Annotated in this window: 22 protein-coding genes and 1 pseudogene; 7 read left to right on the forward strand and 16 right to left on the reverse strand. The window is 63.5% G+C overall.

Features of this window, described 5'->3' with window-relative positions:
- Nucleotides 1–6 precede the first annotated feature (6 nt).
- The 3 genes from NKI35_RS04955 to NKI35_RS04965 are packed head-to-tail and all read right to left on the reverse strand — an operon-like array spanning nt 7 to nt 4865.
- Complete coding sequence (locus NKI35_RS04955; RefSeq protein ID WP_352738853.1) at nt 7–492, reverse strand: acetone carboxylase subunit gamma; 486 nt, start codon at nt 490–492, stop codon at nt 7–9.
- Nucleotides 489–2693: a hydantoinase B/oxoprolinase family protein gene (locus NKI35_RS04960; RefSeq protein WP_352738855.1), complete on the reverse strand. Its 2205-nt coding sequence runs from the start codon at nt 2691–2693 to the stop codon at nt 489–491. The genes NKI35_RS04955 and NKI35_RS04960 overlap by 4 nt, the downstream gene beginning before the upstream one ends.
- A gap of 12 nt (nt 2694–2705) precedes the next feature.
- Complete coding sequence (locus NKI35_RS04965) at nt 2706–4865, reverse strand: hydantoinase/oxoprolinase family protein (protein WP_352738857.1); 2160 nt, start codon at nt 4863–4865, stop codon at nt 2706–2708.
- Nucleotides 4866–4975: 110 nt separating this feature from the next.
- Between NKI35_RS04965 and NKI35_RS04970 the strand changes: the two genes are divergently transcribed.
- Entirely contained in the window at nt 4976–5755 is a 780-nt protein-coding gene (locus NKI35_RS04970; RefSeq protein ID WP_352738860.1) for a helix-turn-helix transcriptional regulator, read from the forward strand.
- Between the two features lie 19 nt (nt 5756–5774).
- Here NKI35_RS04970 and NKI35_RS04975 read toward each other — a convergent pair whose 3' ends face one another.
- The 8 genes from NKI35_RS04975 to NKI35_RS05010 form a co-directional block, all read right to left on the reverse strand.
- On the reverse strand, nt 5775–6356 hold the full coding sequence (locus NKI35_RS04975; RefSeq protein ID WP_023831212.1) for a DUF1349 domain-containing protein: 582 nt from the start codon (nt 6354–6356) through the stop codon (nt 5775–5777).
- Nucleotides 6357–6371: 15 nt separating this feature from the next.
- Complete coding sequence (locus NKI35_RS04980; protein ID WP_023694217.1) at nt 6372–7811, reverse strand: aldehyde dehydrogenase family protein; 1440 nt, start codon at nt 7809–7811, stop codon at nt 6372–6374.
- A gap of 165 nt (nt 7812–7976) precedes the next feature.
- Nucleotides 7977–8462: a hypothetical protein gene (locus tag NKI35_RS04985; protein WP_023694218.1), complete on the reverse strand. Its 486-nt coding sequence runs from the start codon at nt 8460–8462 to the stop codon at nt 7977–7979.
- A gap of 100 nt (nt 8463–8562) precedes the next feature.
- Entirely contained in the window at nt 8563–9444 is an 882-nt protein-coding gene (locus tag NKI35_RS04990) for an ABC transporter permease (protein ID WP_023694219.1), read from the reverse strand.
- A complete protein-coding gene (locus tag NKI35_RS04995; RefSeq protein WP_352738863.1) occupies nt 9441–10400 on the reverse strand; it encodes an ABC transporter permease in 960 nt (319 codons plus the stop codon). The genes NKI35_RS04990 and NKI35_RS04995 overlap by 4 nt, the downstream gene beginning before the upstream one ends.
- 37 nt (nt 10401–10437) lie before the next feature.
- On the reverse strand, nt 10438–12078 hold the full coding sequence (locus NKI35_RS05000) for an ABC transporter substrate-binding protein (protein ID WP_352738865.1): 1641 nt from the start codon (nt 12076–12078) through the stop codon (nt 10438–10440).
- Between the two features lie 33 nt (nt 12079–12111).
- On the reverse strand, nt 12112–12888 hold the full coding sequence (locus tag NKI35_RS05005) for a DUF427 domain-containing protein (protein ID WP_352738867.1): 777 nt from the start codon (nt 12886–12888) through the stop codon (nt 12112–12114).
- A 15-nt stretch (nt 12889–12903) separates the two neighbouring features.
- Nucleotides 12904–14262, reverse strand: a complete 1359-nt coding sequence (locus tag NKI35_RS05010; protein WP_352738869.1) for an LLM class flavin-dependent oxidoreductase — start codon at nt 14260–14262, stop codon at nt 12904–12906.
- Nucleotides 14263–14453: 191 nt separating this feature from the next.
- Here NKI35_RS05010 and NKI35_RS05015 point away from each other — a divergent pair, with 191 nt between their 5' ends.
- On the forward strand, nt 14454–16256 hold the full coding sequence (locus tag NKI35_RS05015) for a dipeptide ABC transporter ATP-binding protein (RefSeq protein WP_352738871.1): 1803 nt from the start codon (nt 14454–14456) through the stop codon (nt 16254–16256).
- Between the two features lie 82 nt (nt 16257–16338).
- Here NKI35_RS05015 and NKI35_RS05020 read toward each other — a convergent pair.
- Nucleotides 16339–16518 (reverse strand): annotated as a pseudogene (locus tag NKI35_RS05020) (ATP-binding cassette domain-containing protein); the annotation flags it as partial.
- Between the two features lie 139 nt (nt 16519–16657).
- Between NKI35_RS05020 and NKI35_RS05025 the strand changes: the two are divergent.
- From NKI35_RS05025 to NKI35_RS05045, 5 genes are read left to right on the forward strand one after another with little or no spacing between them, the layout of a single operon-like run.
- Nucleotides 16658–17893 (forward strand): ROK family transcriptional regulator, encoded by a 1236-nt coding sequence (locus NKI35_RS05025; protein ID WP_352738873.1) that lies wholly within the window; start codon nt 16658–16660, stop codon nt 17891–17893.
- Between the two features lie 14 nt (nt 17894–17907).
- Nucleotides 17908–18987, forward strand: coding sequence for a Gfo/Idh/MocA family protein (locus NKI35_RS05030; protein ID WP_352738876.1), 1080 nt, complete (start codon nt 17908–17910; stop codon nt 18985–18987).
- Nucleotides 18987–19823, forward strand: coding sequence for a sugar phosphate isomerase/epimerase family protein (locus tag NKI35_RS05035; RefSeq protein WP_352738878.1), 837 nt, complete (start codon nt 18987–18989; stop codon nt 19821–19823). Before NKI35_RS05030 ends, NKI35_RS05035 begins: the two co-directional genes overlap by 1 nt.
- Nucleotides 19820–20623, forward strand: coding sequence for an alpha/beta fold hydrolase (locus NKI35_RS05040; RefSeq protein WP_023668838.1), 804 nt, complete (start codon nt 19820–19822; stop codon nt 20621–20623). The genes NKI35_RS05035 and NKI35_RS05040 overlap by 4 nt, the downstream gene beginning before the upstream one ends.
- Entirely contained in the window at nt 20620–21513 is an 894-nt protein-coding gene (locus NKI35_RS05045; protein ID WP_352738881.1) for an ROK family protein, read from the forward strand. Before NKI35_RS05040 ends, NKI35_RS05045 begins: the two co-directional genes overlap by 4 nt.
- 26 nt (nt 21514–21539) lie before the next feature.
- Here the strand turns inward: NKI35_RS05045 and NKI35_RS05050 are convergent, their stop codons facing one another.
- From NKI35_RS05050 to NKI35_RS05065, 4 genes are all read right to left on the reverse strand, one after another.
- Nucleotides 21540–22538 (reverse strand): ABC transporter ATP-binding protein, encoded by a 999-nt coding sequence (locus NKI35_RS05050; RefSeq protein ID WP_352738884.1) that lies wholly within the window; start codon nt 22536–22538, stop codon nt 21540–21542.
- Nucleotides 22539–22568: 30 nt separating this feature from the next.
- Complete coding sequence (locus NKI35_RS05055; protein WP_352738886.1) at nt 22569–23630, reverse strand: Gfo/Idh/MocA family protein; 1062 nt, start codon at nt 23628–23630, stop codon at nt 22569–22571.
- A 250-nt stretch (nt 23631–23880) separates the two neighbouring features.
- Nucleotides 23881–24720, reverse strand: coding sequence for a carbohydrate ABC transporter permease (locus tag NKI35_RS05060; protein WP_352738888.1), 840 nt, complete (start codon nt 24718–24720; stop codon nt 23881–23883).
- A 227-nt stretch (nt 24721–24947) separates the two neighbouring features.
- Nucleotides 24948–25877: a carbohydrate ABC transporter permease gene (locus NKI35_RS05065; RefSeq protein WP_023696936.1), complete on the reverse strand. Its 930-nt coding sequence runs from the start codon at nt 25875–25877 to the stop codon at nt 24948–24950.
- Nucleotides 25878–26032 lie beyond the last annotated feature (155 nt).

The following is a 26032-nucleotide window of genomic DNA, read 5'->3' on the forward strand; positions in this document are numbered from 1 at the left end:
GTTTCGCTAAAGCGGTTTGCCCAGCCACTCGCGGTAGAAGCCTTCGAGATCTGGCTCGAAATCATGGATGATCGGGTAGCCGGGTGCTGCCGCCTCGACCTCGTGCATGGTGCCGCATTGCGGGCAGATGAATTCGCGGATTTCCATCCATTGCGGATCGGGGATATCGCTATTGGGATAGATCTCGCGCAGCGCTGCCTCGGTGTTGCGCACGTTGATCGCAGCCTTGAGCTTCCAGTTCTTGCGATAGTCGCCGAAAGAGTGGCCGCATTCGCAGCGGGTGATGCGCTCGTCGCCGCTCTGGCAGATGAAGAGGTGATCCGAGACCGGCAGCAGGATCGGGTCCTTCCAGGCGACACGGTCCTGATAGACGGCGAGCATCTTGAAGAAGCGGTCGTCGTCCTTGTAGGCGCTCATGATGCGCTTTGTCTGCGGCCAGGGCAGCTTGCCGGCTGAGAGATCGCCGAGGACTTCCTTGCTGTATGAGGTCATCGCTTTGCTCCCGCCATGAAGATTGATTTGGCGTCGACGGCCCAGAAATCACTGAAATCCCTGGTGAAGCGCGACGACAGCTTGATCGCGCTGGCGTACATTTTCTTCACCTCGGGCGCGAAGTCGGCCTTCTCGACACGGCCGCGTTCGGCAGCGATCCAGTCCGAAACCGGGATCGCCTTGGCCAGACGCTCCTTGCGCATTGCGGCGCGGCGTTCGACCGTGGCATCGATATCGGCAACCGGATAACCCTCGGCGTCGTCCTTCAGCACGATGCCGAAAATCTGGATGGCCGTCTGGCGGGTGAGAAAACCGTTCTCGACATCCCAGGCGGTCTTGACCGGATCGCGCTCCAGCACGTCGCCATAACCGCCGCCACCATTGTAGGAATGGCTGAAGATGTCCCCCCACTTGTGCGGCGAGGTGATGTAGGGGCCTTCGACCACGGCATGGTCGCCGCCGATGTTCTTCTCGTAGTCGGAGACATGCGGATCGATACCTGGGGCATGCGCGAGCGGTTCGCCTTTTGCCGCCAGTTCGTGGATGTTGGAGTTGCGCACCGCGCGATGCTTCTGGCAGGTCGGCGCGGGATAACCGCCGCACATGCCGCCATTGTCGAATACCCGCGAGGAGTGTTCCGAAGTGTGCAGTCGCAGGTGCGAGGTCTTGTTGATCAGCCAGGTCGAGACGAAGGAACAGCCGCCGCGATATTTGCCGGCGCCGCCCGAATTGGGCATGATCGAGCGGCCGATATAGACCATCGGCATCGACTGTTCCCAGACCTCAATGTTGCCCATGTCGGATTCTGGATTCCAGCCGACATAGGCGGTGTCGAGGCCATCGGCGATGGCGAGCGCGCCGGAGCCGGCGGCGGCGCATTCGAAATGCGCCATGCCGAACGGCGTGCCGTACTGGCTTTCGCCGCCCATCTCGATCATCGGGCTGTTGACCTGGCCGACGAAGGCTTCCTCGACGAAGCCGCGCGCGACGAAGCCGCGCGACAAAAGGCGCTGGAACACGCCATAGGCCGGCAGCAGCAGCGCCCAGGATGTGGCGGTCGCCACCATCTCATTGTCGGGGTTGGTCCAGGTGCCGTGCGGCAGCTTCAGCTCGGTCGCCATCCAGGCGCCGTCATTGACCAGGCCCTCGAAATTCATGTGCTGGGTCAAGGTGACGAACATGCCTCCATCCATGCCGGCCGGCGTGCAGTTCATCGAATGGTAGCCCCAGGGCTGCGTGCCCTCGAAGTCCATGGTGATCTTGCCGTCGGTGGTGATCTCCATCTCGATCGGGATGTTGTAGAGCCAGTCGGGATCGCCAAGCAGCTGGAAGCCGGGCTTGCCCGCTGTGACATGGCCATAGAAGGTGTGGCCGCGATAGATGCCGGGCACGGTGAGCTGGCGGGTGCGGGCGAGCTGGGCACGACGACCCTCCTCGATGAACTCCTTCGATACCTTCATCCAGTAGTCGAGGCCGATCTCCGAGATCAACTGCTTGACGCTTTCGCGCATGTCGATGCAGGAAGCAACCTTGGCCTTCTCGTCGAGCACCCAGTAGATCGGCATGCGCAGATTGCGCTCGCAGCGGATGACGTAGTCGCGCCGGATCTCGTCATTCTCGCCGATCTTTTCGGCGCAGACGAACAGGCCTTCGGTGAAGCGCTCCTGCGCCAGGCAGACGTCGCCGCCGGGCGTGATGCCGCCGGCCTCCAGCTCATGGCAGACGGCACCTGCCCAGCCGACCAGCGTGCCTTCATGGAAGATCGGCACCACGTCCATGACGTCGGGCACCTGCACGGTGCCGATGAAGGCATCGTTGTTGGCAAAGATGTCGCCTTCGCGGATCTTCGGGTTTTCCTCGTAATCGTTCTTGATCATCCACTTGATGAAGCGGCTCATCGTGTGGACGTGGACCATGATGCCGTTGGACAGCGCGATCGCATCGCCCTCGGGCGTATAGATCGCCACCACCATTTCGCCGACTTCGCGCACGCCGGGCGAGGCCGAGATGCGGCGGGCCATTTCGCGGGCCGAGACGCAATAGGCGCGCAGCTTGGTGTGCAGCGTCTCGAATTTCAGCGGGTCCTGGTTGCGTAGCGTGAGCTCGGTGATGCCGTCATAGCAGCCGGTCTCTTCCATCAGCCGTTCTGAATCGAGCAGCCGTTCGCGAAGGCGCAGAGCCGAGGCAGGTTTGTCCAACATGGCGGTGCCCTTTCAAGAATGGGTGTAATGCAGCAGCGTCCACTCATCGACGTGGACACGGTCCTGCGGGTGAACAACGAGCGTGGTGGCGGGATGTTCGATGATGGCCGGACCGATCACCTCATGGCCGGGCTGCAGTAGGTCCATCTCGTAGAGATTGGCCTTGTGCCAGCGTCCCCCGATATAGGCCTCGCGCACGCCCTTGTGCGCTGCTGCCGGGGCCGACTTGCCGAGCCGGCGCTTCAAGAGCACCGGCTTGACCTTGTCGGCGGTGGCGATCAATCCGAGCTCGGTGATGGTGAAGCCGGCTTCGCCATAGCGCGAAACGCGATGGTTGACCTTGGCGTAGACCGCCTCGAACTCGTCGATGACCCTACGCATGTCGTCAGCCGAATTGACCTCGGCAAGCGGTGCCATGACCTCGACATCCTCGAGCTGGCCGGTGTAGCGCATCATCAGGAACGGCACGGTCTTGATCTTGTCTCTGATATGGCCGTCGGTGATCATTTCGTCGACCGCGGCCTTGGTCAGGTCGTTCCAGACATTGGTGACCTTCTTGCCGAAGGCCATCAATTCGTCATCGCTGGCCCGCGCCCCGATGTCGTGCTGCGTCGACACCGAGTGCCGGCGCATGAAATCGGCGGTGGTGCAGCCGAAGGCCGAGAAGGCGGCGGCAAACTGGAAGGTGATGATGTCCTTGAAGCCGATGCCCCTGGAGCAGCCGGCCAGATGCAGCGGACCAGAGCCGCCATAGGACAGCAGCGTGAATTCCGAGGGATGGATGCCCTGGCCGGAAATGACCCGGCGCAGCGCGTTGTTGGCATCGGCTTCCAGCATGTCGATCATGCCTTCGGCCGCCTCCTCGACCCCGACGCCGAGGATGCTGGAGCATTTTTCCTCAAACGCTTTGCGCGCCTTCTCGACTTGCAAGACGACCTTGCCGCCGAGGAAATAATACGGGTTGAGGCGGCCTAGTATGGCGTCGCAATCGGCGATGGTGGGTTCAGTGCCGCCCTTGGCGAAGCAGATGGGGCCGGGGTCGGAACCGGCGCTTTCCGGCCCGAGCGAGACTTTCTTGGTCAGCGGGTCGACCTTGAGGATCATGCCGGCGCCGGCGCCGATCGTGTCGAGATGCAACGTCGGCACGTTGAGCTTGAAACGGTCCATCAGCGGCTCGTTCTCGATCCGCGCCTGGCCGCGCGAAATCACGCCCATGTCGAAGGAGGTGCCGCCCATGTCCGAGCAGATCAGGGAGTCGTTGCCGATGAGCTTGCCGACATAGGCCGCGCCGAGAATACCGCCGATCGGGCCCGAAATCATGGTTTCGTGCAGGCGCGGATGATTGATCGAGGTCAGGCCGCCAAAGGAGAGCAAAGTCTGCACGCCGTATTTGAAGCCGTATTTCTTCGAGACGTCCTCGATGCCTTTGAGCTGCTTGCGGCCGCGCGACGTCGCGTAGGCCTCGATCAGCACCGAGTTCAGCCGCGACTGTTCGCGGATGACCGGGCGGACCTCGTGGCTGGTGTAGACGAGGATGTCGGCGCCGGCTTTCAGCACCTCCTCGCGGCAGATCTCGGCGATGCGCTTTTCGTGCACCGGATTGACGTGCGAGAAGATGGTCATGATGCAGATCGCTTCGACCTTGCCGGTAATCAGCTTCCTGGCTGCAATCGCGACCTCATGCTCATAGAGCGGCAGCACGACGTCGCCGAACTGGTCGATGCGCTCGGTGACGCCGTGGGTGCGGCGGCGCGGCACCAGCGGATCGGGATGATGGTGGGTCACCGCATGCAGCCGGTCGGCATAGGAATAGTCGGCCCAGGCCTGCAGGCCGCGGCCCATCAGGATCATGTCTTCCAGGCCCTTGGTGGTGATCAGGCCAAGCCGGCGCCCGGTGCGCGACAACAGCGTGTTGAGCATGCCGGTGCCGGAATAGAGCACGACGTGGACGCCGGAGAACAGCTGCTCCAGCGAGATGCCCCAGGCGTCGGCCGCGTCTTCGGCCGATGCGAGGAAGCCTTCGGCCTCGTTCTTGGGCGTGGTTGCCGACTTGCCGATCTTGAAGTGGCCGTCCTGGTCGACAAGGATCGTGTCGGTCATGGTGCCGCCGGCGTCGATGCCGATGACGATTGGATTGCCGACGATGGGACTGGTGAGGTTGGGTTGTGTCACGGTCGCCTCAGGATTGCTCTAGGATGGCTCAAGCTAGATTCCTTGGGCGGCCTGGCGCCATATGCCAAAAGACACAATGACTGCCGGACCGGGATCGCCGAGAAAAGGGCATGCGCATGGGCAATATCTGGGGGCTGCTCGCCCGGGCGATTGCCGCCACCGGTACGGACAGGCATGTCGACTGCCTGATCGACCTGATCGGCGCGGATATCGAGCACGATCTCGTCACCGTGACCCGATATTCGGCGACGAAGACGCCGGAATTCATCAAGCACCGGCGCTTCTCCGACGAGATGGTCCGGCGCTATCTCGACAATTACTACGTCTTCGACCCGTTCTATGCCTCGTGGCGGCGTGAACGCCGGCTGGGCATCCTGCCGCTGAAGCGGCTTGCCGATGACGAGGCCAAGCGCGGCCAGTACATAGCCGGCTTCCTGGCGCAGTCGGAAATCTGCGATGAGGTCGGCATCATGCTGGCCGATGGCGGCGACTGGTGCCTCGGCATCTTCCTCGACCGCTCGACCTCCACCTTCAAGGAGAGCGAGATCGCCCTGCTGGACGAGCGGCTGCCGGTGTTCGAGGCGCTGCATGCACTCGACATTGAGGCGCGGGGGACGGAATTCTCCCGCACATCGGCGCCGACCGGCCCCGGCGCCTCGCCCCGGCAGGAGCCGACCATCCCGGCGAGCCTATGGCCGGAGCTGTCGCTGCGCGAGCGGGAATTGGTGCAGTTGATCCTGGCAGGACATCCGACCGCCAACATCGCGGAACGGCTCGGCATCGCCGTCGGCACGGTGAAGAACCACCGCCGCCGCATCTACGAGAAGCTCGACATAACCACCGAACGGGAGCTGTTTTTGCAGTTCTTCCAGCATCGGGCAGACGGTTAGTCCGCCATCGACATGGCCGTCAGTCGTGCAATTGCCTGGAAATCGGCAGGCCGACAGTAAAGCCGGAGAATGTTACCTCAAACCCTTCGCGCTGCGGCGAGCAGCACATCATGCCGACATCGACGGATTTGGAGATCGGGAAATAAGCCAGCCGCACCGGCTTCCACTTGCCGTCGGTGGTATCAAGATATTGGATGCGGATCGCCTCGGCATGGCGGGTCAGCCGGATGCGCACGCCGTCGGGGCCGGTGGGAATGCTGAGCAGCGACCAGTCCGAGGTGTCGTTGGTGACCACCACCGAAAAGTAAGCCAGCCCGTCGGTGTATTCGATGCCGGCCTTGATCCAGTGCGTTTCACTCAGCCGCAGCATCAGCCCGGCCTGGTCGTAGAGCACCTTGTAGTCGCCCTTGACGGTGACTTCGGCGCTGAAGTCACCCTCGACCGGCCGATACAGGAAATGGCCATTGTCACGCCAGAAACCGTAAAAGGTTTCGCGCCAGAAGTCGGTTTCCCCGCCGGTGCGCACATGCACGATGCCATCGCCGAAGGCATGATGCGGCGGCGGGTTGAGCCAGGTCAGTTCCTTTTTCGCCGCTGTCATCGGGTCACCCGTCGATCAGCCGGCAAATGTGTAGGCTGTCTTCACCGTGGTGTAGAATTCCGCGGCATAGCGGCCCTGCTCGCGTGGGCCGTAGCTCGAGCCCTTGCGGCCGCCGAACGGGACGTGGAAGTCGACGCCGGCGGTCGGCAGATTGACCATCACCATGCCGGCCTCGGAATTGCGCCGGAAATGCGTGGCATGCTTGAGGCTAGAGGTGCAGATGCCGGAGGTCAGGCCGAAGGGGGTGTCATTGGCAACCGCAAGCGCCTCGTCATAGTCCTTGACGCGAATGACGTTGGCGACCGGCCCGAAGATTTCTTCCCGCGAAATGCGCATGGCGTTGGTGCTCTCGGTGAACAGCGCCGGCCTGAGATAGAAGCCGGGTGTTTCGCGGTCCAGCCGCTCGCCGCCGAAGGCGAGGTTGGCGCCTTCCTGGCTGCCGATGGCGATATAGTCCTCGTCCTGCTTCAGCTGGCTCGCATCGACGACGGGCCCGATCTGGGTCTTGGCATCGAGCGCATCGCCGATGACGAGCTTTTCCAGGCGCTCCTTGAGCGCGGCAACGAAGCGGTCGTGAATGCCTTCGGTCACCACCAGGCGCGACGATGCCGTGCAGCGCTGGCCGGTCGAGAAATAGGCGCCGTTGATGGCGCACTCGACAGCCGTGGCGAGGTCGGCGTCGTCGAGCACAACCATCGGGTTCTTGCCGCCCATTTCGAGCTGGAACTTGCGCATGTGCTCGACGCTTGCCGCGGCGACGCGTTTGCCGGTGCCGACCGAGCCGGTGAAGGTGATGGCGTTGAGGTCGGGGCTGTCGAGCATGGCCTGGCCGACCACCGAGCCCTTGCCCATGACCAGGTTGAGCACGCCTTTCGGCAGGCCGGCGCGGTGCAGGATGTCGACAATGGTCCAGGCGCTTTCGGGGACGAGTTCGGCCGGCTTAAAGACGATGGTGTTGCCATGCGTGAGTGCCGGCGCGATTTTCCAGGTGGGAATGGCGATGGGGAAATTCCACGGCGTGATAATGCCGACGACGCCGACGGCTTCGCGGGTGATCTCGACGCCGACGCCCGGGCGAACGCTGGGCACCAATTCACCCGACAGGCGCAGCGTCTCGCCGGCGAAGAAGTCGAAGATCTGGGCGGCGCGGATGGTCTCGCCAATGCCCTCGGCCAGCGTCTTGCCCTCCTCGCGCGACAGCGCGCGGCCGATCTCGTCCTTGCGCGCCATGATCTCGTCCGAGGCCTTTTTCAGCACGGCGTGGCGCACCAGCGGCGCGGAGCGCGACCAGGCCGGGAAGGCGGCTTTGGCCGCCGCTATGGCCTGCTTTGCCTGTTCGGCGCCGGCCGAGGCATATTCGCCAACGACATCGCCAGTGTTCGAGGGATTGATGTTGCGCGAGCCGGCCTCGCCTACCCACTCGCCATCGATCAGATTTTTACGAAACAGGCTCATGTCGCGGTTTCCTTGTATTGGTTCGCTGGGGGTGCCGTATGCCTGAATCATTTATCAGACAAATGACGACACTGTGAGGGCTGAAATCTAGCTGCGGACTGGATAGCCGATGGCGCGCGGCTATGAAAGCCGCGACCTCAAGATGGACAATATAAAGCGGCCCTGTCAGGTCGGAAAAGTCCAGAACAGGCAAGCCAGCGTCGCCGCGGCGAAGATGACGAAGAACAGGCTCCTGAGCAGGATGTTGCGGCGCAGCTCGTTCATGGTGAAATGGCTGCCAACGATGGCCGCGGCGAACAGGAAACGCCAGTTCAGGAGCGCCCACAGCACGCTGCTCTGGCCGAAAGCCCAGCGGGCGACGAGACAGCCGACAATTGTGGCGAACAGGGCAATCACCGCCCAGAACAGCGCATCCGCAGCATGGGTCAAGACGATGCCGGCGGCGCGGATCGGCAGGATCATCATCAGCATGGCGCCGAAAAAATAGACGGCGGCGAGCGGCAGGAACGAGCCGGCATCGGCAATGCCGTCCAGCCGCCTCACGCCGATCGCGCCATAGGGATAGCCGTGCCTGGCCACCGCCAGGCTGAGCGCCATGAGCAATGCGGTGAGCACCGCGACCAATGCGAATGTAATGAGGGCCTTGCTCATGCCGTTCCTTGCTTTGAGGCCCTGTCAGAGCCGAATCACGAGGAACGATTTTAGCGCACGGTCCGCGATTGCGCGTCAGCTTTGCTGAGCGTTCCGCTCTTCACCGGTCGCTGTTTTCGAAGGCCCCCATGCCTTGCGCGATCAGATTGGTTGCCATGACAAGCGAAACGATGGCTGCGGAGTTGAAGATCACCACCCACCATTTGCCGCCGGTCAGGAAGCCGTAGCCGTCGGCGACCGCCAGTCCCCAATCGGCTGAGGGAGGCTGGATGCCGAGGCCGAGGAAGCTCAGCGTGGCGATCGAAAAGAAGGCGTAGCCAAGCCTTGTGACCAGCTCGATGAGGATGGTTTCCCTGACATTAGGCAGGATCTCGAGGAACATGATGGAAAGAGCGCTCTCGCCGCCGAGACGAGCGGCGCTGACATAGTCGCGTTCGCGCTGCTCGCGCACGGCGGCACGCACCGTCCGTGCCACCAGCGGGGCATAGGCGATGCCGATCACAAGGATGACGGTGAGGTTCGATGGCCCAAGCGCGACCAGCGTCATGGTGACGAGAACGATGAAGGGAAAGGCCATCAGCGTGTCGAGCAGCCTGGCGCCGATGGCGTCGATCAGCCCGTCGAAATAGCCGAGCACGAGGCCAAGCACGCTGCCGGCGGCAACGCCGAGCAGTGTTGCTGCCGGCGCGACCAGCAGGATGTCACGCGAGCCGACGACGATGCGCGACAGCACGTCGCGGCCAAGTTGGTCGGTGCCGAACCAGTGCGCGGCATCAGGCGGCGCCAGCATGGCGAGGAAATCCTCGGCATAGGGATCGTAGGGCACAAACAGGCTGCCGAACACGGCGCAGCCGACCCAGAACAGCAGGATCAGCGAGCCGATGATGACAGAGGGCGGCAGCTGCGAAACGGTCTCGCGGATGCGACTTGCTGCCCGCCAGCCCAGCGTACGGCGCTCCGGCAATTCCATCAGTTCCATCATGGCGACACACGGCGGCGCTGCCGCGGATCGAGCAAGGCATTCACGAGATCGCCTGCCGCGGCCGACAGCACGAAGATGGTCGCCATGACCAGCACGCCGGCTTCGAGCATCGGGAAATCGCGCGCCTTGGCGGCGTTGAGGACAAGGTTGCCGAGGCCCTGTATGCCGAACAGGGCTTCGATGACCACCAGACCACCCAGCATGTAACCGGTCTGCGTCGCCAGCACGGCGATGGTCGGCGTCAGCGCATTACGCAGCACGTGCCGGATGAGTATCTCGCGACGCTCGAGGCCCTTCAGGACGGCGGTGCGTGTATAGTCGGCGGCCAGCGCCTCGATCACGCCGGCCCGCGTCATGCGGGCGATGTAGCCGGCAAGGTTCAGCACCAGCGGCAGCGCCGGCAGGATCAGGTAATAGCCACTGACCCAGAGCCCGGCGCCATCGGGAGCAGCGCCGGTGATCGGGAACCAGTTCAGCCACAGGCCGAAGACGATGAGCAACAGCAGGCCGGAGACGAAGTCCGGGACAATGCCGAAGGACACGCCGGCGAGTACGATCAGGCGGTCGATAAAGCGGCCCTGGTTGAGACCGGCGACGATGCCGGCGCCGATGCCCAGCGGCAGCAGAAAGACGAGGATAATTCCGGCAAGGGCCGCCGAGCGCTTGAGGCTTTCCAGAACGAAGGGCGCCACCGGCAGACGCAGCGACAGGGAGGTGCCGAAATCGCCTGACAGCACGCTGCTGAACCAGTGCCAGTATTGCACGAGCACCGGCTGGTCGGCGCCGAGCTGCCTGTTCAGCGCCGCGACGGCCTCGGCATCGGCGAACGGCCCGAGCATGAGGCGACCGACATCGCCGGGCAGAACCTGCCCGGCGAAGAACACCAGCACGCTGACCAGCCACAGCGTGAGCAGAAGCGAGGCTGCCCGCACCGACACAGTGCGGCCGGTCAGCATCGGATTTTAGTGCCCGGAGTGGCTGGACGTCTCGCAATCATGCCTGGGCGAACGTCACGCGGTCGAGCAGCAGATGCGAGATCGCCGTGAAGCGGACGCCCTCGACCTTCGACGAGACGATGCGGCTGTATTGCGAGAAGTAGCTGATGATCAGCGGCGTCTCGTCCAGCAGCAAGGTCTGGATCTTGCTCGCGGCAAGGCGTTGCGCCTGAAGGTCGCGGGCCTTGCCGTATTCGAGCAGCAGCCCGTCATAGGCCGGGTTGTTGAAATGCGCCGCATTCCAGGCGCCCGAACTCTTCAGCGTCGCGTTGAGGAAGATGTCGGGCGTGCCGCGATGGCCAAAATCGGTAATGCCGAGATTGGAATCGAGCCATGGCGACGAGCCGAACTTCGCCGAGCCATAATAGGCGTCCTGCGGCAGCACGTTGAGCTTGATGTCGATGCCGGCCTTCTTGGCAAAATTCTGGATCAGCACGGCATAATCGGGAATGTCATAGGCGCGCTCGGTGGTCAGCGTCACCGGGAAGCCGTTCGGCACGCCGGCTTCGCCAAGCAGGCGCTTGGCCTCGGCGATGTCCTGCTTGCGCTGCGGCACCGACGGATCGGCCGAGGGGAAGATCGGCGCGAACGGGGTGTCGTTACCGACGATGGCGCGGCCCTTGAGCAAGCCCTTGACCACCGCCTCGCGGTCAATGGTGAGCGCCAAGGCGCGGCGAATGCGCTTGTCGGTGAACGGCGCCTGGTCGGTCCGCAGATGCACCTCGTCATGCGAACTTGCCTGCACGCTGAGCAGCTTGAAGTTGGGATTGCCCTCGATCGCCAATTCCAGCCGGGTCGTGCTCGGGATGACGTCGAGCTGGCCGGCCTGCAGCGCCAGCACCTGCGCCTGCTCTTCGTCGAAGAACTTGATTTCGACGCGGTCGGGCAGCGCCTTGTCGCCCCAATAGTCAGGGTTGCGCACGAAGCTGGCGCCCTGCTTGGGGCGGAAGGATTCGAGCTTGAACGGGCCGGTGCCGTTGAAATTCTTCTCGAAATCGGCGGCATAGTCGGCCGGCAGGATGACGGCATTGTAGACGTCGGACGAGACATAGAAGGGGAAGTTGCTGTTGGGCCCGTCGAGATCGAAGGCGACTGTCTGGTCGTCGACGACCTTGGCGCCGCCCTTGGACAGGATGCCCTTATAGGCCGACAAAGCGGACGAACCGCTGGCCGGATCGACCAGCCGCTCGAAGCTCGCCACCACATCCTTGGCGGTGACGGTGCGGCCGTCGTGGAATTTCACGCCCGGCCGCAATTTGAAGGTCCAGCGGCTGGCGGTCTCGTCGGCCTCCCACGACAGAGCGAGCTTGGGCTGCAGACCGTCCTTGGGATCGTCGAGGATGAGATATTCGCCGACCTGGCTGATGACGCCGATGCTGGCCGGATCGGTGATGGAGACGGGATCGATCGCCTTGGTCGGCTGTCCGAGCCCAACGCGGACCGTGCCGCCGGCGCCGGCAGCGCGCGCCGTGCCGAAACCAACAAGTCCCTGCGAGGCGGCAAAGCCTGTGAGGCCGATCAAGGCTGCGTATTTCAGGAGATCGCGGCGCTTGAGGAAGCCGGCCTGGTGTTCGTCGACGGCGACATTCCAGATATCGCCGGAAAGATTGCGAAGCTCGATATCGTTGCAGTTGGTCATTCTGAAACCCCTGTCTGAAATGACTGATGGATGTTAGGCGACGGGTTCGCCGTCGAGATGGATGCGGTCGACGGCTTGCGGGTAGAAGGCGATGAGGCACTTGATCTTGGGCATTTCGGCAATGGGATCGCGGTAGCTCCAGGCGATATCAGGGCTCACCGAGCCGTCGGCGCGCCGGCCCGACCAGTAGGAGGCGATGCCCTTGTAGGGACAGCGCGTCGTGCTCTCCGAGTCGACCAGACGGTCGAGCCTGACATCGTCCGGATGCAAATAGAAACGCGTCGGCAGATGCGTTTCGAACAGCAGCACCGGGCGATGGCTGTCGGCGATCACTTCGCCGTCGAACCAGATCTGGACATGGCTTGAACTCTGCAGAGCGTCGATGCGGGCGTATGGGTCGCGGGCGTGGACGAAGACTTCTTCCTCCTCCTCGAACCATTGGTCGACCGCTTTCCAGGTGAAGGCGATGCGGCCGGCCAGTGGCGACAGGCTTTCATCCGGCGGCGCGACAAACGACCAGGCCGCATTGGGAGAAGCTTTCGATCCCGTCTCCAGGTCCCAATAGGTGGTTTCGCCGCCGACTGGATGCGGCTGGCGATGCTCGGACGGCTTCAAGAGCGAGCGGTCCACCGAGGAGGCCGGGAAGAAATAGATCGGCAGAAAATGGTTGGAGCGCAGCACCAGGACGTTGCGGCTGTCGGCGATGGTGCGGCCGGCGAATTTGACCCGAATGCGCTTGGGGCTGTGCAGAACATTGATGAGCTGCGGAGCCGTGGCTTCGCGGGGCTGAAGTTTTGGCGCTGCGGTCATATCAGTTGCCCCAAGTCAGGATACGGCGCGCGCATTGTCGCGCTGTTCGGCAAAGCGGTTGGCCGGCCGCGCCAGGCCGAAGCGGTCGCGCAGCGTTCCCGGCGCGTATTCGGTTGGGAATACGCCGCGGCGCTGCAGTTCCGGCACGACCTGCTCGGCAAAATTCACCCAGTCCTCCGGCAGCAGCGGGAACATCAAGTTGAAGCCGTCGGCGGCACCTGCCTCGAACCAGTCCTGCAGCTGGTCGGCGATCTGTATGGGCGTACCGACGACAGTCGGCACCGAACCGCTGTTGGCGAGCTTACGAGCGATCTCGCGCAGAGTGAGGTTCTGCTTCGACCATTCCTTGACGCGATTGAGCGAGGTGCGGCCGCCATTGAAGGTGCTCTCGTCCGGCAGCGGCGGCAGCGGGCCGTCCGGCGGATATACGGAGAGATCGACGCCGCTCCAGCTCGAGAGAAGGTCGATGCCGACCCTATCGGGAAGCAAGCTCTGCAGATACTCCTGCCGCTCGCGTCCCTCCGCTTCGGAAGCTGCGACGATCGGCAGGATGCCCGGCAGGATCTTGAAGCTCTCGGGCTTGCGGCCGTAACGGGCGAGGCGCTCGTTGATGTCCTGCCTATATTTGATGCCGTCTTCCTTGGTGCTGTAGATGGCAAAGTGCGCATCGGCATGCGCGGTAGCGAAATTCTTGCCGTCTTCGGACGAGCCGGCCTGGACGATCAGCGGATGGCCCTGCGGCGGGCGCGAGACATTGAGCGGTCCGCGCACCTTGAAGTGCGGGCCCTTGTGGTTGATCGCATGGACCTTGTCGGGATCGGCGAAATAGCCCGATGCCTTGTCGATAAGCAGGGCTTCGTCTTCCCAGCTGTCCCACAGTGCCTTGACGATATCGAGGAATTCGGTGGCGCGCTCATAGCGAAAGGCGTGCTCGATATTGCCGTCGCGGCCGAAATTGCGGGCCTCCTCGTCCATGGCCGACGTCACCACATTCCAAGACGCCCTGCCCTTGCTGATATGGTCGAGCGAGGCAAACATGCGGGCGACATTGTAGGGCTCGCTGTAGGAGCTCGAGGCGGTGGTGATGAGGCCGATATGCCTGGTCACGCCGGCAAGCGCCGACAACAGCGTCAGCGGTTCCAGGCGGGCATTGGCGTAATGGGCTACGCCGCTCTGTACGGAATCCCAGATCGCGACATGGTCGGCGACGAAGATCGTATCGATCCTGGCGCGCTCGGCAGACTGGACGAGATCGCGGTAGAAGTCGAAGTCGAGCACTTCGCGGCCCGGCGCGCGCGGATGGCGCCACGACATGCGATGATCGCCCTGCGGATTGAAGAAAAACGCGCTGAGGATCATGTGGTCGCGTGCCATGCCGGTCTCCTTGCAGAACTGCTTCAGGCGACCGTCGCGATGCCTCGACCGGCTGCGACAATCTCTCCTGAGCGGTCAAAGGTAGATTGCGCTCCAGCTTAATTCGAGTAATTTTATAGAGATTGTGCGGCGCGAAAGCGGAAGCGATTGCCCTCGAAGACCGCGCCGGAAGAAAGTGGTTTCAGCAAGACATGTCGTCATCGGTTCTGAACGTCGAGCAGCTCACCGTCGCCTATGATGGACGCCGGGGATCGCATCCGGCCGTCAACGGCGTGTCGCTCGCCATCGGCGAAGGCGAAGCGCTCGGCCTTGTCGGCGAGTCCGGATCGGGCAAGAGCTCGGTGGCTCTCGCTATTCTGCGCTATCTGCCGAGTAACGCCCGGATCGCCGCGTCGGCGCTCGAATTCCAGGGCCGCGAGATCCGCGATCTTTCCAGCGAGCAGCTTCGCCGGCTAAGGGGTGACCGCATCGCCGCTGTCTACCAGCATCCGGGCGCCGCACTCAATCCGGCCATGACGATCGGCCGGCAGATCACCGAAACGATCATGCGGCATCGCCCGGTTCGGCAGGACGAAGCACGCACCCGCGCCGCCGAGCTGCTTGGCCGCGTCAGGGTGAGCAATCCGGAACGGGTGCTCGATCTCTATCCGCACGAATTGTCGGGCGGCATGCAGCAGCGCGCCAACATCGCGATTGCCATTGCGCTCGACCCGTCGCTGCTGGTGCTGGACGAGCCGACGACGGCGCTTGACGCCAGCGTCCAGTCCGAGATCGTCGCCATCCTGCAGGATTTGCGCCGCGATCACAAAACCAGCGTTCTGCTGATCAGCCATGACATCAACATGGTCCGCCGGGCCTGCGATCGGGTGGCCGTGATGCAGTCGGGGACCGTCGTCGAAAGCGGCATCGCCAACGATGTCTTCGAGAACCCTGTTCACGCGTACACCAAGGCGCTGATCGCCTCGATCCCGGCGCTCAACTTCACCAAGCGCGACGGCAGGCTGGCCGAGATGCACACAACCGGCCCGTCGAAGCCTGTCCGCAGCGATCAACCGGAAGCCGCACGTCCGATCGCCGTCGCCTGCAAAGGCATCAGCCACGCCTTCGGCTCTCAGGCCGTCCTGCACGATATCGACCTGGAGATAGCCCAGGGCGAGACGTTCGGGCTGATCGGCGAATCCGGCTCCGGCAAGTCGACATTGGCAAGGATCGTGACTGGCCTCCAGACGCCGGACGCTGGGTCGGTCGAGCTGTTCGGCAGCACTGTCGCGCCGCGCGTCGAGAAAAGAAGCCTGAGCGAACGGCGCGACGTGCAGATGGTGTTCCAGTCACCCGACCGCACGCTCAATCCGCGCCAGCGGATCGGCAGGATCCTCGGCCGTCCGCTGCGGCGGCTCGCCGGCTTTAGCCGCAGCGAGGTGAAGCAGCGTGTCGGCGATCTGCTGGCCTCGGTTCGTCTTGCCGCTACGACCATCGACCAGAAGCCGAGATCGCTGTCTGGTGGCCAGCGCCAACGGGCGGCGATTGCGCGCGCCTTTGCCGGCGTGCCGAAGCTCGTGGTGTTGGACGAGCCGACCTCTGCGCTCGACGTTTCCGTGCAGGCGACCGTGCTCAATTTGCTCAACGACCTGCAGCGCGACAAGGACACCACCTATCTGTTCATCAGCCACGACCTAAGGGTGGTGCGCTATATGGCCGACCGGATCGGCGTGCTTTATCGCGGCCGGCTGGTCGAGACCGGCTCATCCGAGCAGATTTTCCGTGGCCCCAACCACCCCTACACGAAGCTGCTTCTGGCCGCGTCCTCGGATGAGACGGCGCCGAAGGCTCCGGCTCAGCTCGACGTCGCGGCACACGATGCCGAGACCTCCGGATGCTCCTTTGCCGCCCGCTGTCCTGTCGCGCTGCCCGATTGCCGAAAGGCGCAACCACCCGTCAGGCAGGCCGGCGACGGTCATCTGATCGCCTGCTGGAGGGACACAGGCAGTCTCTGATTGCGAAGCGGGCCGGCCCAACTGCAAGCCTGCCTTCGAAGAGATGTCCCCCGGCCGATCCGGCCGGAGGACAGGCTTGGGGGGTGCCGGACGTCGGCTGAAAATTTCCGGCGATGGTTTTGACCAGCGTCGATTTGCCGGCGCCATTGTCGCCCATCAGGCCGAGAACCTGGCCCTCATTGATGTCGAGCGAGAGGTTGTCCAGCGCGCGGACGGCGCCGAAATCCTTCACGATGTGTTCGAAACGCGCTAGAACCGGCATCGCATCCTCCCATGCCAATTTGTCAGTTTCTGATACAAATCATCGTTTGAAACTTGGGTCAATGGCTTGCGGATGCTAAATAATTTGGTGCAATACACCCAACGTTAGGCCTTTCAAACCGCCTAGATATTCTATTAGTATGCCAATCAAACAAATTGTGGAGAACGACGTGCTGGTGTCGACCGATCTTCGGCCGAACGAAACGCGGGCACTTGCGGCGCTGTTTCGTGCCGGCGCGTTGAGCCGAGCGGCGCTCGCACGCGATCTCGGCCTGACCCGGTCGACCACCGGCGCCCTGGTGCTGGGGCTGACGGAAGCCGGTCTGGCGCGCGAGCGGTCGGATGGAGCGGATGACGAGCAGGATAGCGAGGGTCGGGTCGGCCGTCCCGGTATCCTGGTCGAGATCGACGGCAATGGCGGCTTCTTCCTTGGCGCTTATATCGGCGTCAACTGGATCGCAGTCGTGACTGTCGACCTTGCCGGCGCGCGGCGTGCGAGCGCCTCTAGGGCATTTGCCGGCCCCGGTAGCACGCCCGAAGCCGCGGTCGACATCATCGGGGAACTCGTCGCCGAGATCCGCTCACAATTGCCTGCGGGCACGCGCCCCTACGGGCTCAATGTCGCCGTGCCCGGCTTCCCCGCCGCCGACGGGATTTCATACCATGCCACCATTCTTGGCTGGCACGGGGTCAATCTGGCGGAGCTTTTGCGCACTGCCTTTGGCGCGGACTTTCCAATCCTCTTGGAAAACGATGCCAATGCCGTGGCGGTGGCCGAGACATACCGGTCGCGGCCAGGAAACGACGACGAGGATGCTCTGGTCATCCTGATCGAGAACGGCGTTGGCGGCGGCATCATCAATGCCGGCAGGCTGCATCGCGGCCAGCTCGGCGGCGCCGGCGAAATCGGTCATCTTCGCATTGGCGACGAAGGTTTTGTCTTCGACGCGAAGCGCCCGGGGCGGCTGGAATCCTATGTCGGCAAGGATGCGTTGCTGGCTCGCTATTTGCACATAAGCGGACTGCGCGTCGGCCTGCATGAGTTTGTGGCGGCATTGGCCGACGGCGATCCGCCAGCCGTTGCCACGGCGCGCGACTGGGCGCTCTGGTTCGGTCGCGGGCTGGCGACACTTGCCTGCACCTTGCAGCCGGAGCGCATCATCCTCTCCGGCTCGGTCAATGCGGTTTATCCCTTTGTAGCCAAACAGGTGGAAGCTTTCCTCTCGGACTTCCTGGCTGAAGGTTATCCGGTTCCCACAGTCGAACTGTCGCGCGTCGGCGCCGACGGTCCGGCATTGGGCGCTGCCTGTCTGCTGCATCAGGCAGCTTTGTCGGGCGATCCGCAATTTCAACTTCGCGGCCTCGCCGCGCGCTAATCAGGAGAGATTCCATGCCTCGCAAAGACGAAGAGCGGCTGCGTGTCGGCGTGCTCGGCTGCGGTCCGATTGCGCAGGCGGCGCATTTCGAATCCTGCACCAAGGCACGCAATGCCGATCTCCATGCCATCTGCGATGTCGCCGACGATCTGCGCGACAGGATGGCCGCGACCTACGCGCCCGAAAAATCATATGCCGACTACGGCCTGATGCTGGCCGATCCCGATCTCGATGCCGTCATCATCGCGACATCGGACATTTTTCACGTCAAGGCCGCGGAACTGGCGCTCGATGCCGGCAAGCATGTGCTTTGCGAAAAGCCGCTGGGCGTTTCGGTCGAGGAGGTCGAAGGTTTGCGGGCCGCGCTCGACAAGAGCGGCAAGGTGCTCCAGGTCGGCCATATGAAACGCTTCGATCCCGGCATCGAGGCGGCCAAAGCTTTCGTCAACGACGAGATGGGCGAGCGGCTGGCGTTCAAGGGCTGGTACTGCGACAGCACTCACCGCTACCCGATGACCGATGCGGTGCAGCCGCTGATCATCACCAGCGCCAAGGCGCGCAAGCCTGCCGTCAATCCCAAGGCGGATCTGCGCCAGTATTATATGCTGGCGCATGGCAGCCATCTCCTCGATACGGCGCGCCATCTGCATGGGCCGATCGAAGCGGTGGAGGCCCGGCTCACCGAGCGCTATGGCGCCTATTGCTGGTTCATCACCACCATCTTCGCCGACGGCACGATCGGCCATCTGGACCTGACGGTCGCCGTGCGCATGGACTGGCACGAAGGGTTCCAGATCTATGGCCAGAACGGCAGCGTTCTCGCGAAGACCCATAACCCCTGGTACTACAAGAGCAGCGAGGTCGACATTTTCCGCGAGGCCGATGGCAGTTGGCACCGCACGCTTGGCGCGGATGGCCACTTCTATCGCCGGCAGCTCGAAGGCTTTGCCGATGTCGTGCTGAATGGCGCGCCGATGATCGGCGCCGGCATCGAGGACGGCATCGCATCGGTCAGGGGCATGGCTGCCATCGCCCGCTCGGCCGCTGCCGGCGGCCGCGCCGTCCGGCTCGCCGATGTCGACGGGGTGGTGTGATGCAGCTTGGGATTTTCGCCAAGACCTTCGCCACCACCGGCGCCTTGCCGGTGCTGCGCGCGGTCGCGGACGGCGGCTACACGGCGGCGCAGTTCAACATGGCGTGCCTTGGACTGCCGTCGATGCCGGACAGCATTGAGCTCGGCGCGGCCCGGTCCGTCGCTGAGGCGAGCGGTGAAACCGGCGTTTCGATTGCGGCGGTTTCGGGAACCTACAACATGATCCACCCGGATCGCACGGTTCGTGTGTCAGGTCTTGCCCGGCTCGAGGTGCTCGCCGCCTCATGCGCCGATATGGGCACGCGACTGATTACGCTGTGCACCGGCACAAGGGATGCGCAGGATCAGTGGCGCTGGCATCCCGACAATGCAAGCGAGGCGGCATGGAGCGATCTGCGGACGGAGATGGAAGCGGCGATCGCGATTGCCGAGCGCTTCGACATCGAGCTTGGCATCGAACCGGAACTGGCCAATGTCCTCTCCAGCGCCCGGGCCGCACGCCGGCTGCTCGACGAGATGAACAGCGCGCGGCTGCGCATTGTGCTCGACCCGGCCAATCTATTCGAAGTGGCGGACAACGCGGAGCGTCACCGCCTGATCGACGAGGCCGTCGATCTGCTGGCTGCGGAGATCGGCATGGCCCATGCCAAGGACCGCAATGCCGATGGCAGTTTTGTCGCCGCCGGACAGGGCGTCGTCGATTTCCCGCATTTCATCGGCTGCCTAAGAGCCGCCGGGTTCGACGGCCCCCTGATCACGCATGGCCTGACAGAGGCCGAGGCGCCCGGCGTCGGCGCGTTCCTGCGCAATGTCCTGGAAGCGAGCGACGACACGTGAAAAAGACCTTCAGCCGAGATGGCGTCGACCTTGCCTACCGGGAGGTCGGCACGGGCCTTCCCGTCATCTTCCAGCATGGGCTGGGCGGCGATGAGGCGCAGGTGGCCGACGTGTTTCCCGATCTGCCGGTGACGCGGCGCGTGACGCTCGAATGCCGTGGCCAGGGCGGATCCGGCTACGGGCCTGTCGAGCAGCTTTCGATCGCGACGTTTGCCGAGGACGTCGATGCACTGGCCGACGATCTCGGCCTCGGCCCGGCCGTCGTCGGCGGCATCTCGATGGGCGCGGCGCTGGCGCTTCGCCTGGCGGTGCACAGGCCGGCGCGGGTGCGGGCGCTGGTGCTCGCCCGGCCTGCGTGGGTATCCCAGGCTGCACCGGCCAATATGAGGCCCTATGCCGTGGTCGGCGATCTCTTGATGCGGCATTCGCCCCAAGACGCCAGGCGTCTGTTCGATGACAGCGCTGTTGCCGGCGAACTGGCCAGATTGGCGCCGGACAATCTCGGCAGCCTGCAAGGCTTCTTCACTCGCCCGGACCCGGTTCTGTTCGGCAGGCTGCTTTCGGCGATCGCCGGCGATGGTCCCGGCGTGAGCGAGGCGGACATCCGCGCTATCGCGGTGCCGACTCTTGTCATCGGCCATGACCATGACCTCGTCCATCGACTGGACGACGCACAGACGCTGGCCGGACTCATTCCGTCGGCCCGGCTTTGCACCATCACAGCCAAATCGCAGGATCGCGCCGCCTACCGGCTGGAATTCCGCGCCTGTCTTTCGGAATTCCTGGAACCGCTCGCATGACCGACAAAACGACGGATGAGACCATCGCCGTGGTCGAGATCGGCGGCACGTCGGTCAAGGTTGGCTTTGCCGATCGCGGCCACCCGGTGGATTTCGCCCGCACCTACCCGACCGCGCAACTGCGCAAGGGCGCGCCTGTGGCGGGGTTGGCCGATGCGGTCACCGCAGCCTGCCGCGATGCCGGGCTCAAACCTGCACGGGTCGTTGCGACGGTGCCTGGGTTCATCGACCGCGACTTCGACACGGTGCTGCACACGGCCAACATTCCCGAACTGAACGGTATCCGGCTGGGTACGGAACTGGCATCGCGGCTCCGCGTTCCCGTGCGGCTCGAACGCGACGTCGTGCTGCAATTGCTGGGCGAAAGCGTTGCCGGCGCGGTGAAGCGGCAAAAGGAGGTGCTGGCGGTCTATCTCGGCACCGGCATCGGTGCGGCCTATCTCGGCAAGGACGGCATTTTCAGGGGCGGCGGCTGGGCGCTGGAAATCGGCCATATGCCGATCTACCGGCCTGACGAAAGCGGACCGCCAAACCGGGTCGAGACCTACGCCTCAGGGGCAACGCTTGTCGAACTCGCGACAGACTACGATATCCCGGTGGCCGATCTGTTTTCGGCGGCCGGGCAGCCGCCATCGCTGCGCGAATGGCTCGACAAAATCGTCTGGCAGCAGGCGGTGGCCGTCGCAACCGCAGCCGCCCTGTTTTCCCCGCAGACGATCCTGATCGGCGGCGGTATCGTCGACATGAAGTCCTATCCCCGCCAGACGCTCAAGCAGCGCATCGCGGACAGCCTGCCGCATTCGCTTGTTGTAGAGCCTCTGGACATACGCTGGGCGGCCCTGGGCTGGCAGGCGGCGATCCATGGCGCGGTGCTGCTCGGCGAGGTGTGATCGCCGTGGTTGCTATCGCCGAAGGATTACTTGATCGTCTTGCCGTCCGCCCCAAACCGGTATGTCTTACCCGGCTCGGGCGTTGCATACAGCGTCGCACCGGGCTCGGCGTCGTAGACACCGAAAATGCGCACCGTGATCAGCCCGGCCTTTTCGCAGTCGAGATAGAGGTTGGTGTCGGCGCCGAGATGCTCGGCGTGCACCACCGTTCCCTTCCAGGCGCCGGACTTCGGATCGACGGTCAGATGCTCCGGCCGCACGCCAATGGTCTTGGCGGTCTCGCCCAGCCGCGCGCCGTCGATGAAGTTCATCTTCGGTGAGCCGATGAAGCCGGCGACGAATTCGTTTGCCGGCGAATTGTAGAGCTCCATCGGCCCGCCGATCTGCTCGATCTGGCCGGCGTTGAGCACCACTATCTTGTCGGCCAGCGTCATCGCCTCGACCTGGTCGTGGGTGACATAGATCATCGTCGCCTTCAACCGCCGGTGCAGCTGCGCGATCTCCAGCCGCGTGTTGACGCGCAGTGCTGCATCGAGGTTCGATAGCGGCTCGTCGAACAGAAACAGTTTTGGTTCGCGCACCACGGCGCGGCCGATGGCGACGCGCTGACGCTGGCCGCCCGACAGCTCCGCCGGCCGCCGCTCGAGATAGGGTTCGAGCGACAGCATCGACGAGGCGACGCCGATGCGGCGTTCGATCTCCGGGGCGGGTGTGCCGGCCTGCTTGAGGCCAAGGCCCATATTGTTCTTCACCGTCAGATGCGGGTACAAGGCATAGGTCTGGAACACCATGGCGATGCCGCGTTTTGCCGGCGGCGTGGCCGAGACATCGGCGCCGTCGATCACCACCCTGCCGGAGGTCGAAACCTCCAGCCCGGCGATGACCCTGAGCAAGGTTGACTTGCCGCAGCCAGATGGGCCGACGAAGACGACGAATTCGCCGTCGGTCACTTCGAGGTTGATGCCTTTCAGCACCTCGACCGGCCCGAAGGCCTTCTTCACATTCTCGATTACCAGCGAGCCCACGGCTTCGTCCTTGTTCTAGAGTTTGCCCTACTAGAGCTTAACTGGGGCGCCGCTGCGCACGCTCTCATCGGCGGCAAGGCAGACGGCGAGCGATTTCACCGCGTCGTCCATGTGGCGGGTCAGGTCAATGTCTTCCCGGATCGCCTTCAGCACGAAGGCCTGTTCGAGGTCACAGAGGTCCTGGTGGCCGGGTTCGCCTTCCATGGACAGCATCTCGTCCGGCCTGGCGAACTTGCCGTCCGCGCCGGTCGCCGCACTGTGCAGGCGGATGGTCGAGGTCTTGGTGTGGGTGTCGATGTCGTCCGACTTCACACCTTCCTTCATGACGATCGACACGCAGCCATTGGGCGAAATCACGTCCTTCACGAAGAACGCTGTCTCCGAGATCATCGGGCCCCAAGCCGCCTCGTACCAGCCGACCGAGCCGTCGTCGAACAGCACCTGGAGATGGCCGTAATTGTACATTGTCGGCGCGATTTCCTCGGTCAGCCGCAGCCCCATGCCGCGCACCTCGACCGGCCTGGCGTCGGTGATCTGCAGCATCACGTCGAGATAGTGCACGCCGCAATCGACGATCGGCGACGTCGTCTGCATCAACTGCTTGTGCGTCTGCCAGGTCGGGCCTGACGATTGCTGGTTGAGGTTCATGCGGAAAACGTAAGGGCCACCGAGCTTGCGCGCCTTGGCGATCAGCCGGACCCAGGACGGGTGATGGCGAAGGATATAGCCGATCACCAGTTTCCTGCCGTTGGCCTTGGCCGCGGCGACGACGCGCTTGGCGTCGGCGACCGTCGTTGCCAGCGGCTTTTCGACAAAGACATGGCAGCCCGCCTCGAATGCCTTCACCGCATAGTCGGCATGGCTGTCGGAATAGGTGGCGATGCAGGCGACATCCGGCTTTTCATCGCGCAACGCGTCGTCGAAGGAGCGCCTGATGCCATAGCCCGACAGCCCGTCCGGTAACGGCACGTCGGAGCGGTTGATCAGGGCCGCGATCTCGAAGCCCGGATTAGTGTGGTAGGCCAGCGCATGGCTACGCCCCATATTACCGAGGCCTGCGACGACGACGCGAAGGGGCGATTTAGAGGTCACCTAACTACTCCAGATGTTCCAGTTGTTCCTTCTGAGAGGGTGTCACCCCACCCGGCGCTTCGCGCCGACCTCCCCATCGAGGGGAGGTAGGACGTTGGCGCGAACACCCTCACTGCCAAAGAAGCTTCTCCGAAAGTCGCCCTTTTGCGGTCGTGAATGAAGCCACGACCTTTTACCTCCCCTTGATGGGGAGGTCGGCGCGCAGCGCCGGGTGGGGTGAAGGCTCCAGCAGAGATTTGTAGGGCTCCGCTCACTTGACGGCTCCGGATGTGATGCCGCGGATCAGCTGCCGCGAGAAGATGACGTAGAGGGTCAGCACCGGCATGATCGCCAGCGAGAGTGCGGCCAGGATGGCGTTCCAGTTGGTGACGAACTGGCCGAGGAACAACTGCGCGCCGAGCGTCACCGTCTTGGTCTCTTCTGACGGCGCCAGGATCAGCGGGAACCACAGATCGTTCCAGATCGGGATCATGGTGAAGACGGCGACCGTCGCCATCGACGGCCGCACCAGCGGCAGCACCAGCCGAAAGAAGATCGTGTATTCCGACAGCCCGTCGATGCGGCCGGCATTCTTCAGATCGTCCGACACCTGCTTCATGAATTCTGACAGGATGAAGACGGCGAGCGGCAGGCCTTGCGCGGTGTAGACAAGGATCAGCGCCGTCAGCGTGTTGACCAGCCCGCTCGCCACCATCAATTGCAGGATGGCGACGGTGCCCAACCGGATCGGGATCATGATGCCGAGCGCGAGATACAGCCCCATCAGCGTGTTGCCGCGAAAGCGGTATTCCGACAGCGCGAACGCCGCCATCGCGCCGAACAGAAGCACGAAGAACAGCGAGGCGACGGTGACGACGAGGCTGTTCTGAAAATAGTGGATGAAGTCGCCCTGCCCGATCACGGTGGTATAGCCGATCAGGTCGAAGGTCTTTGGCGTCGGCGGCGTCAGCGGTTCGCTGAAGATGCCGGCGCGGGACTTGAACGAATTCATGATGACCAGGATCACCGGAAACAGCGCGATCGCCGTGTAGGTCAGCAGGATCGCGTGGGCGCCGATGGTGCGGGGCGCCGAACGAGCGGCGGTGCTCATTGGAAGGTCTCCTGACGAGCGATGACTGTGGAGGTCGGCACCAAGGCACCCCCCTCTGTCCTGCCGGACATCTCCCCCGCAAGGGGGGAGATCAGATGCCGCGACTGCTTTCGCCAATCGCCAACGTTGCAAGACGAGCGGCAAGGCCAGAGCTGCCAATCTCCCCCCTTGCGGGGGAGATGGCCGGCAGGCCAGAGGGGGGTGTTCAAGCTCGACATTTCGCCCCTCTAAAACTGGTAGCGACGCAGGCGCGTCTGGACGAGGAACAGGTAGACGCAGACGCCGCCGAGGATGATCAGGAACATCATCGTGGCGATTGCCGCGCCCATATTGGGGTCGCCGGTCTGCAGTTGGAAGCCGAAGAAGGCGCGGTAGAGGAAGGTGCCCAGAATATCGGTCGAATAGTTCGGGCCGGCCAGCGCCCCTTGCGCGGTGTAGATCAGGTCGAAGGCGTTGAAATTGCCGACGAAGGTCAGGATCGAGATGATGCCGATCGAGGGCAGGATCAGCGGCAGCTTGATCTTCCAGAACTGCGACATGCCGGTGATGCCGTCGCATTCGGCCGCCTCGATCACCTCTTCGGGGATCGACAGCAGCGCCGCATAGATCAGCATCATCGGAATGCCGACGAACTGCCAGACCGAGATCAGGCTGAGCGCGGTCAGGGCATATTGTTCTTTGCCGAGCCACGGCGTGAACAGGCTTTTCAGGCCGACCAGATCCATCAGATGCGGCGCCACGCCCCACAACGGCGACAGGATCAGTTTCCAGGCGAAACCGACGATGACGAAGGACAGGATGGTCGGCACGAAGATCGCGGTGCGGTAGAAGGCGGCGAATCTCAGCCTCGGGCTGGACAGCAATGCCGCCAGCATGACACCGATCGGGTTCTGCACCACCATGTGGATGATGAAGAACCAGGTATTGTTCCGCAGCGCGTTCCAGAAGCCGACCGACCAGTTGGGGTCGCCGAACAACGTACGGAAATTAGTGAAACCGACGAACACCTGATGCTGATCGACATTGCGGAACAGCGACAGCTGCAAGGTGCCGGCCAGCGGCAGGATCATGATCGCCGTATAGACCAGCAGCGCCGGCGCCAGGAAGACGCCGATATGCCAGCGGAACGGTCGTTTCGGTCGTGTTTGTGCGGCCATGAGTGCGGTCCCCGCCGATCAGGTTTAGCAATGCCTTCGACGGCAGCGCTCACCCTCACGCTCTCCCCGTGAAGGACGGGGAGAGGGGGCGCCTGCGTTTCGCTGATCCTTCTCCCCGTCACTATACGGGGAGAAGGTGCCGGCAGGCGGATGAG

It is taken from the genome of Mesorhizobium sp. M0676 (assembly GCF_040320535.1).
Lineage (GTDB): Bacteria > Pseudomonadota > Alphaproteobacteria > Rhizobiales > Rhizobiaceae > Mesorhizobium.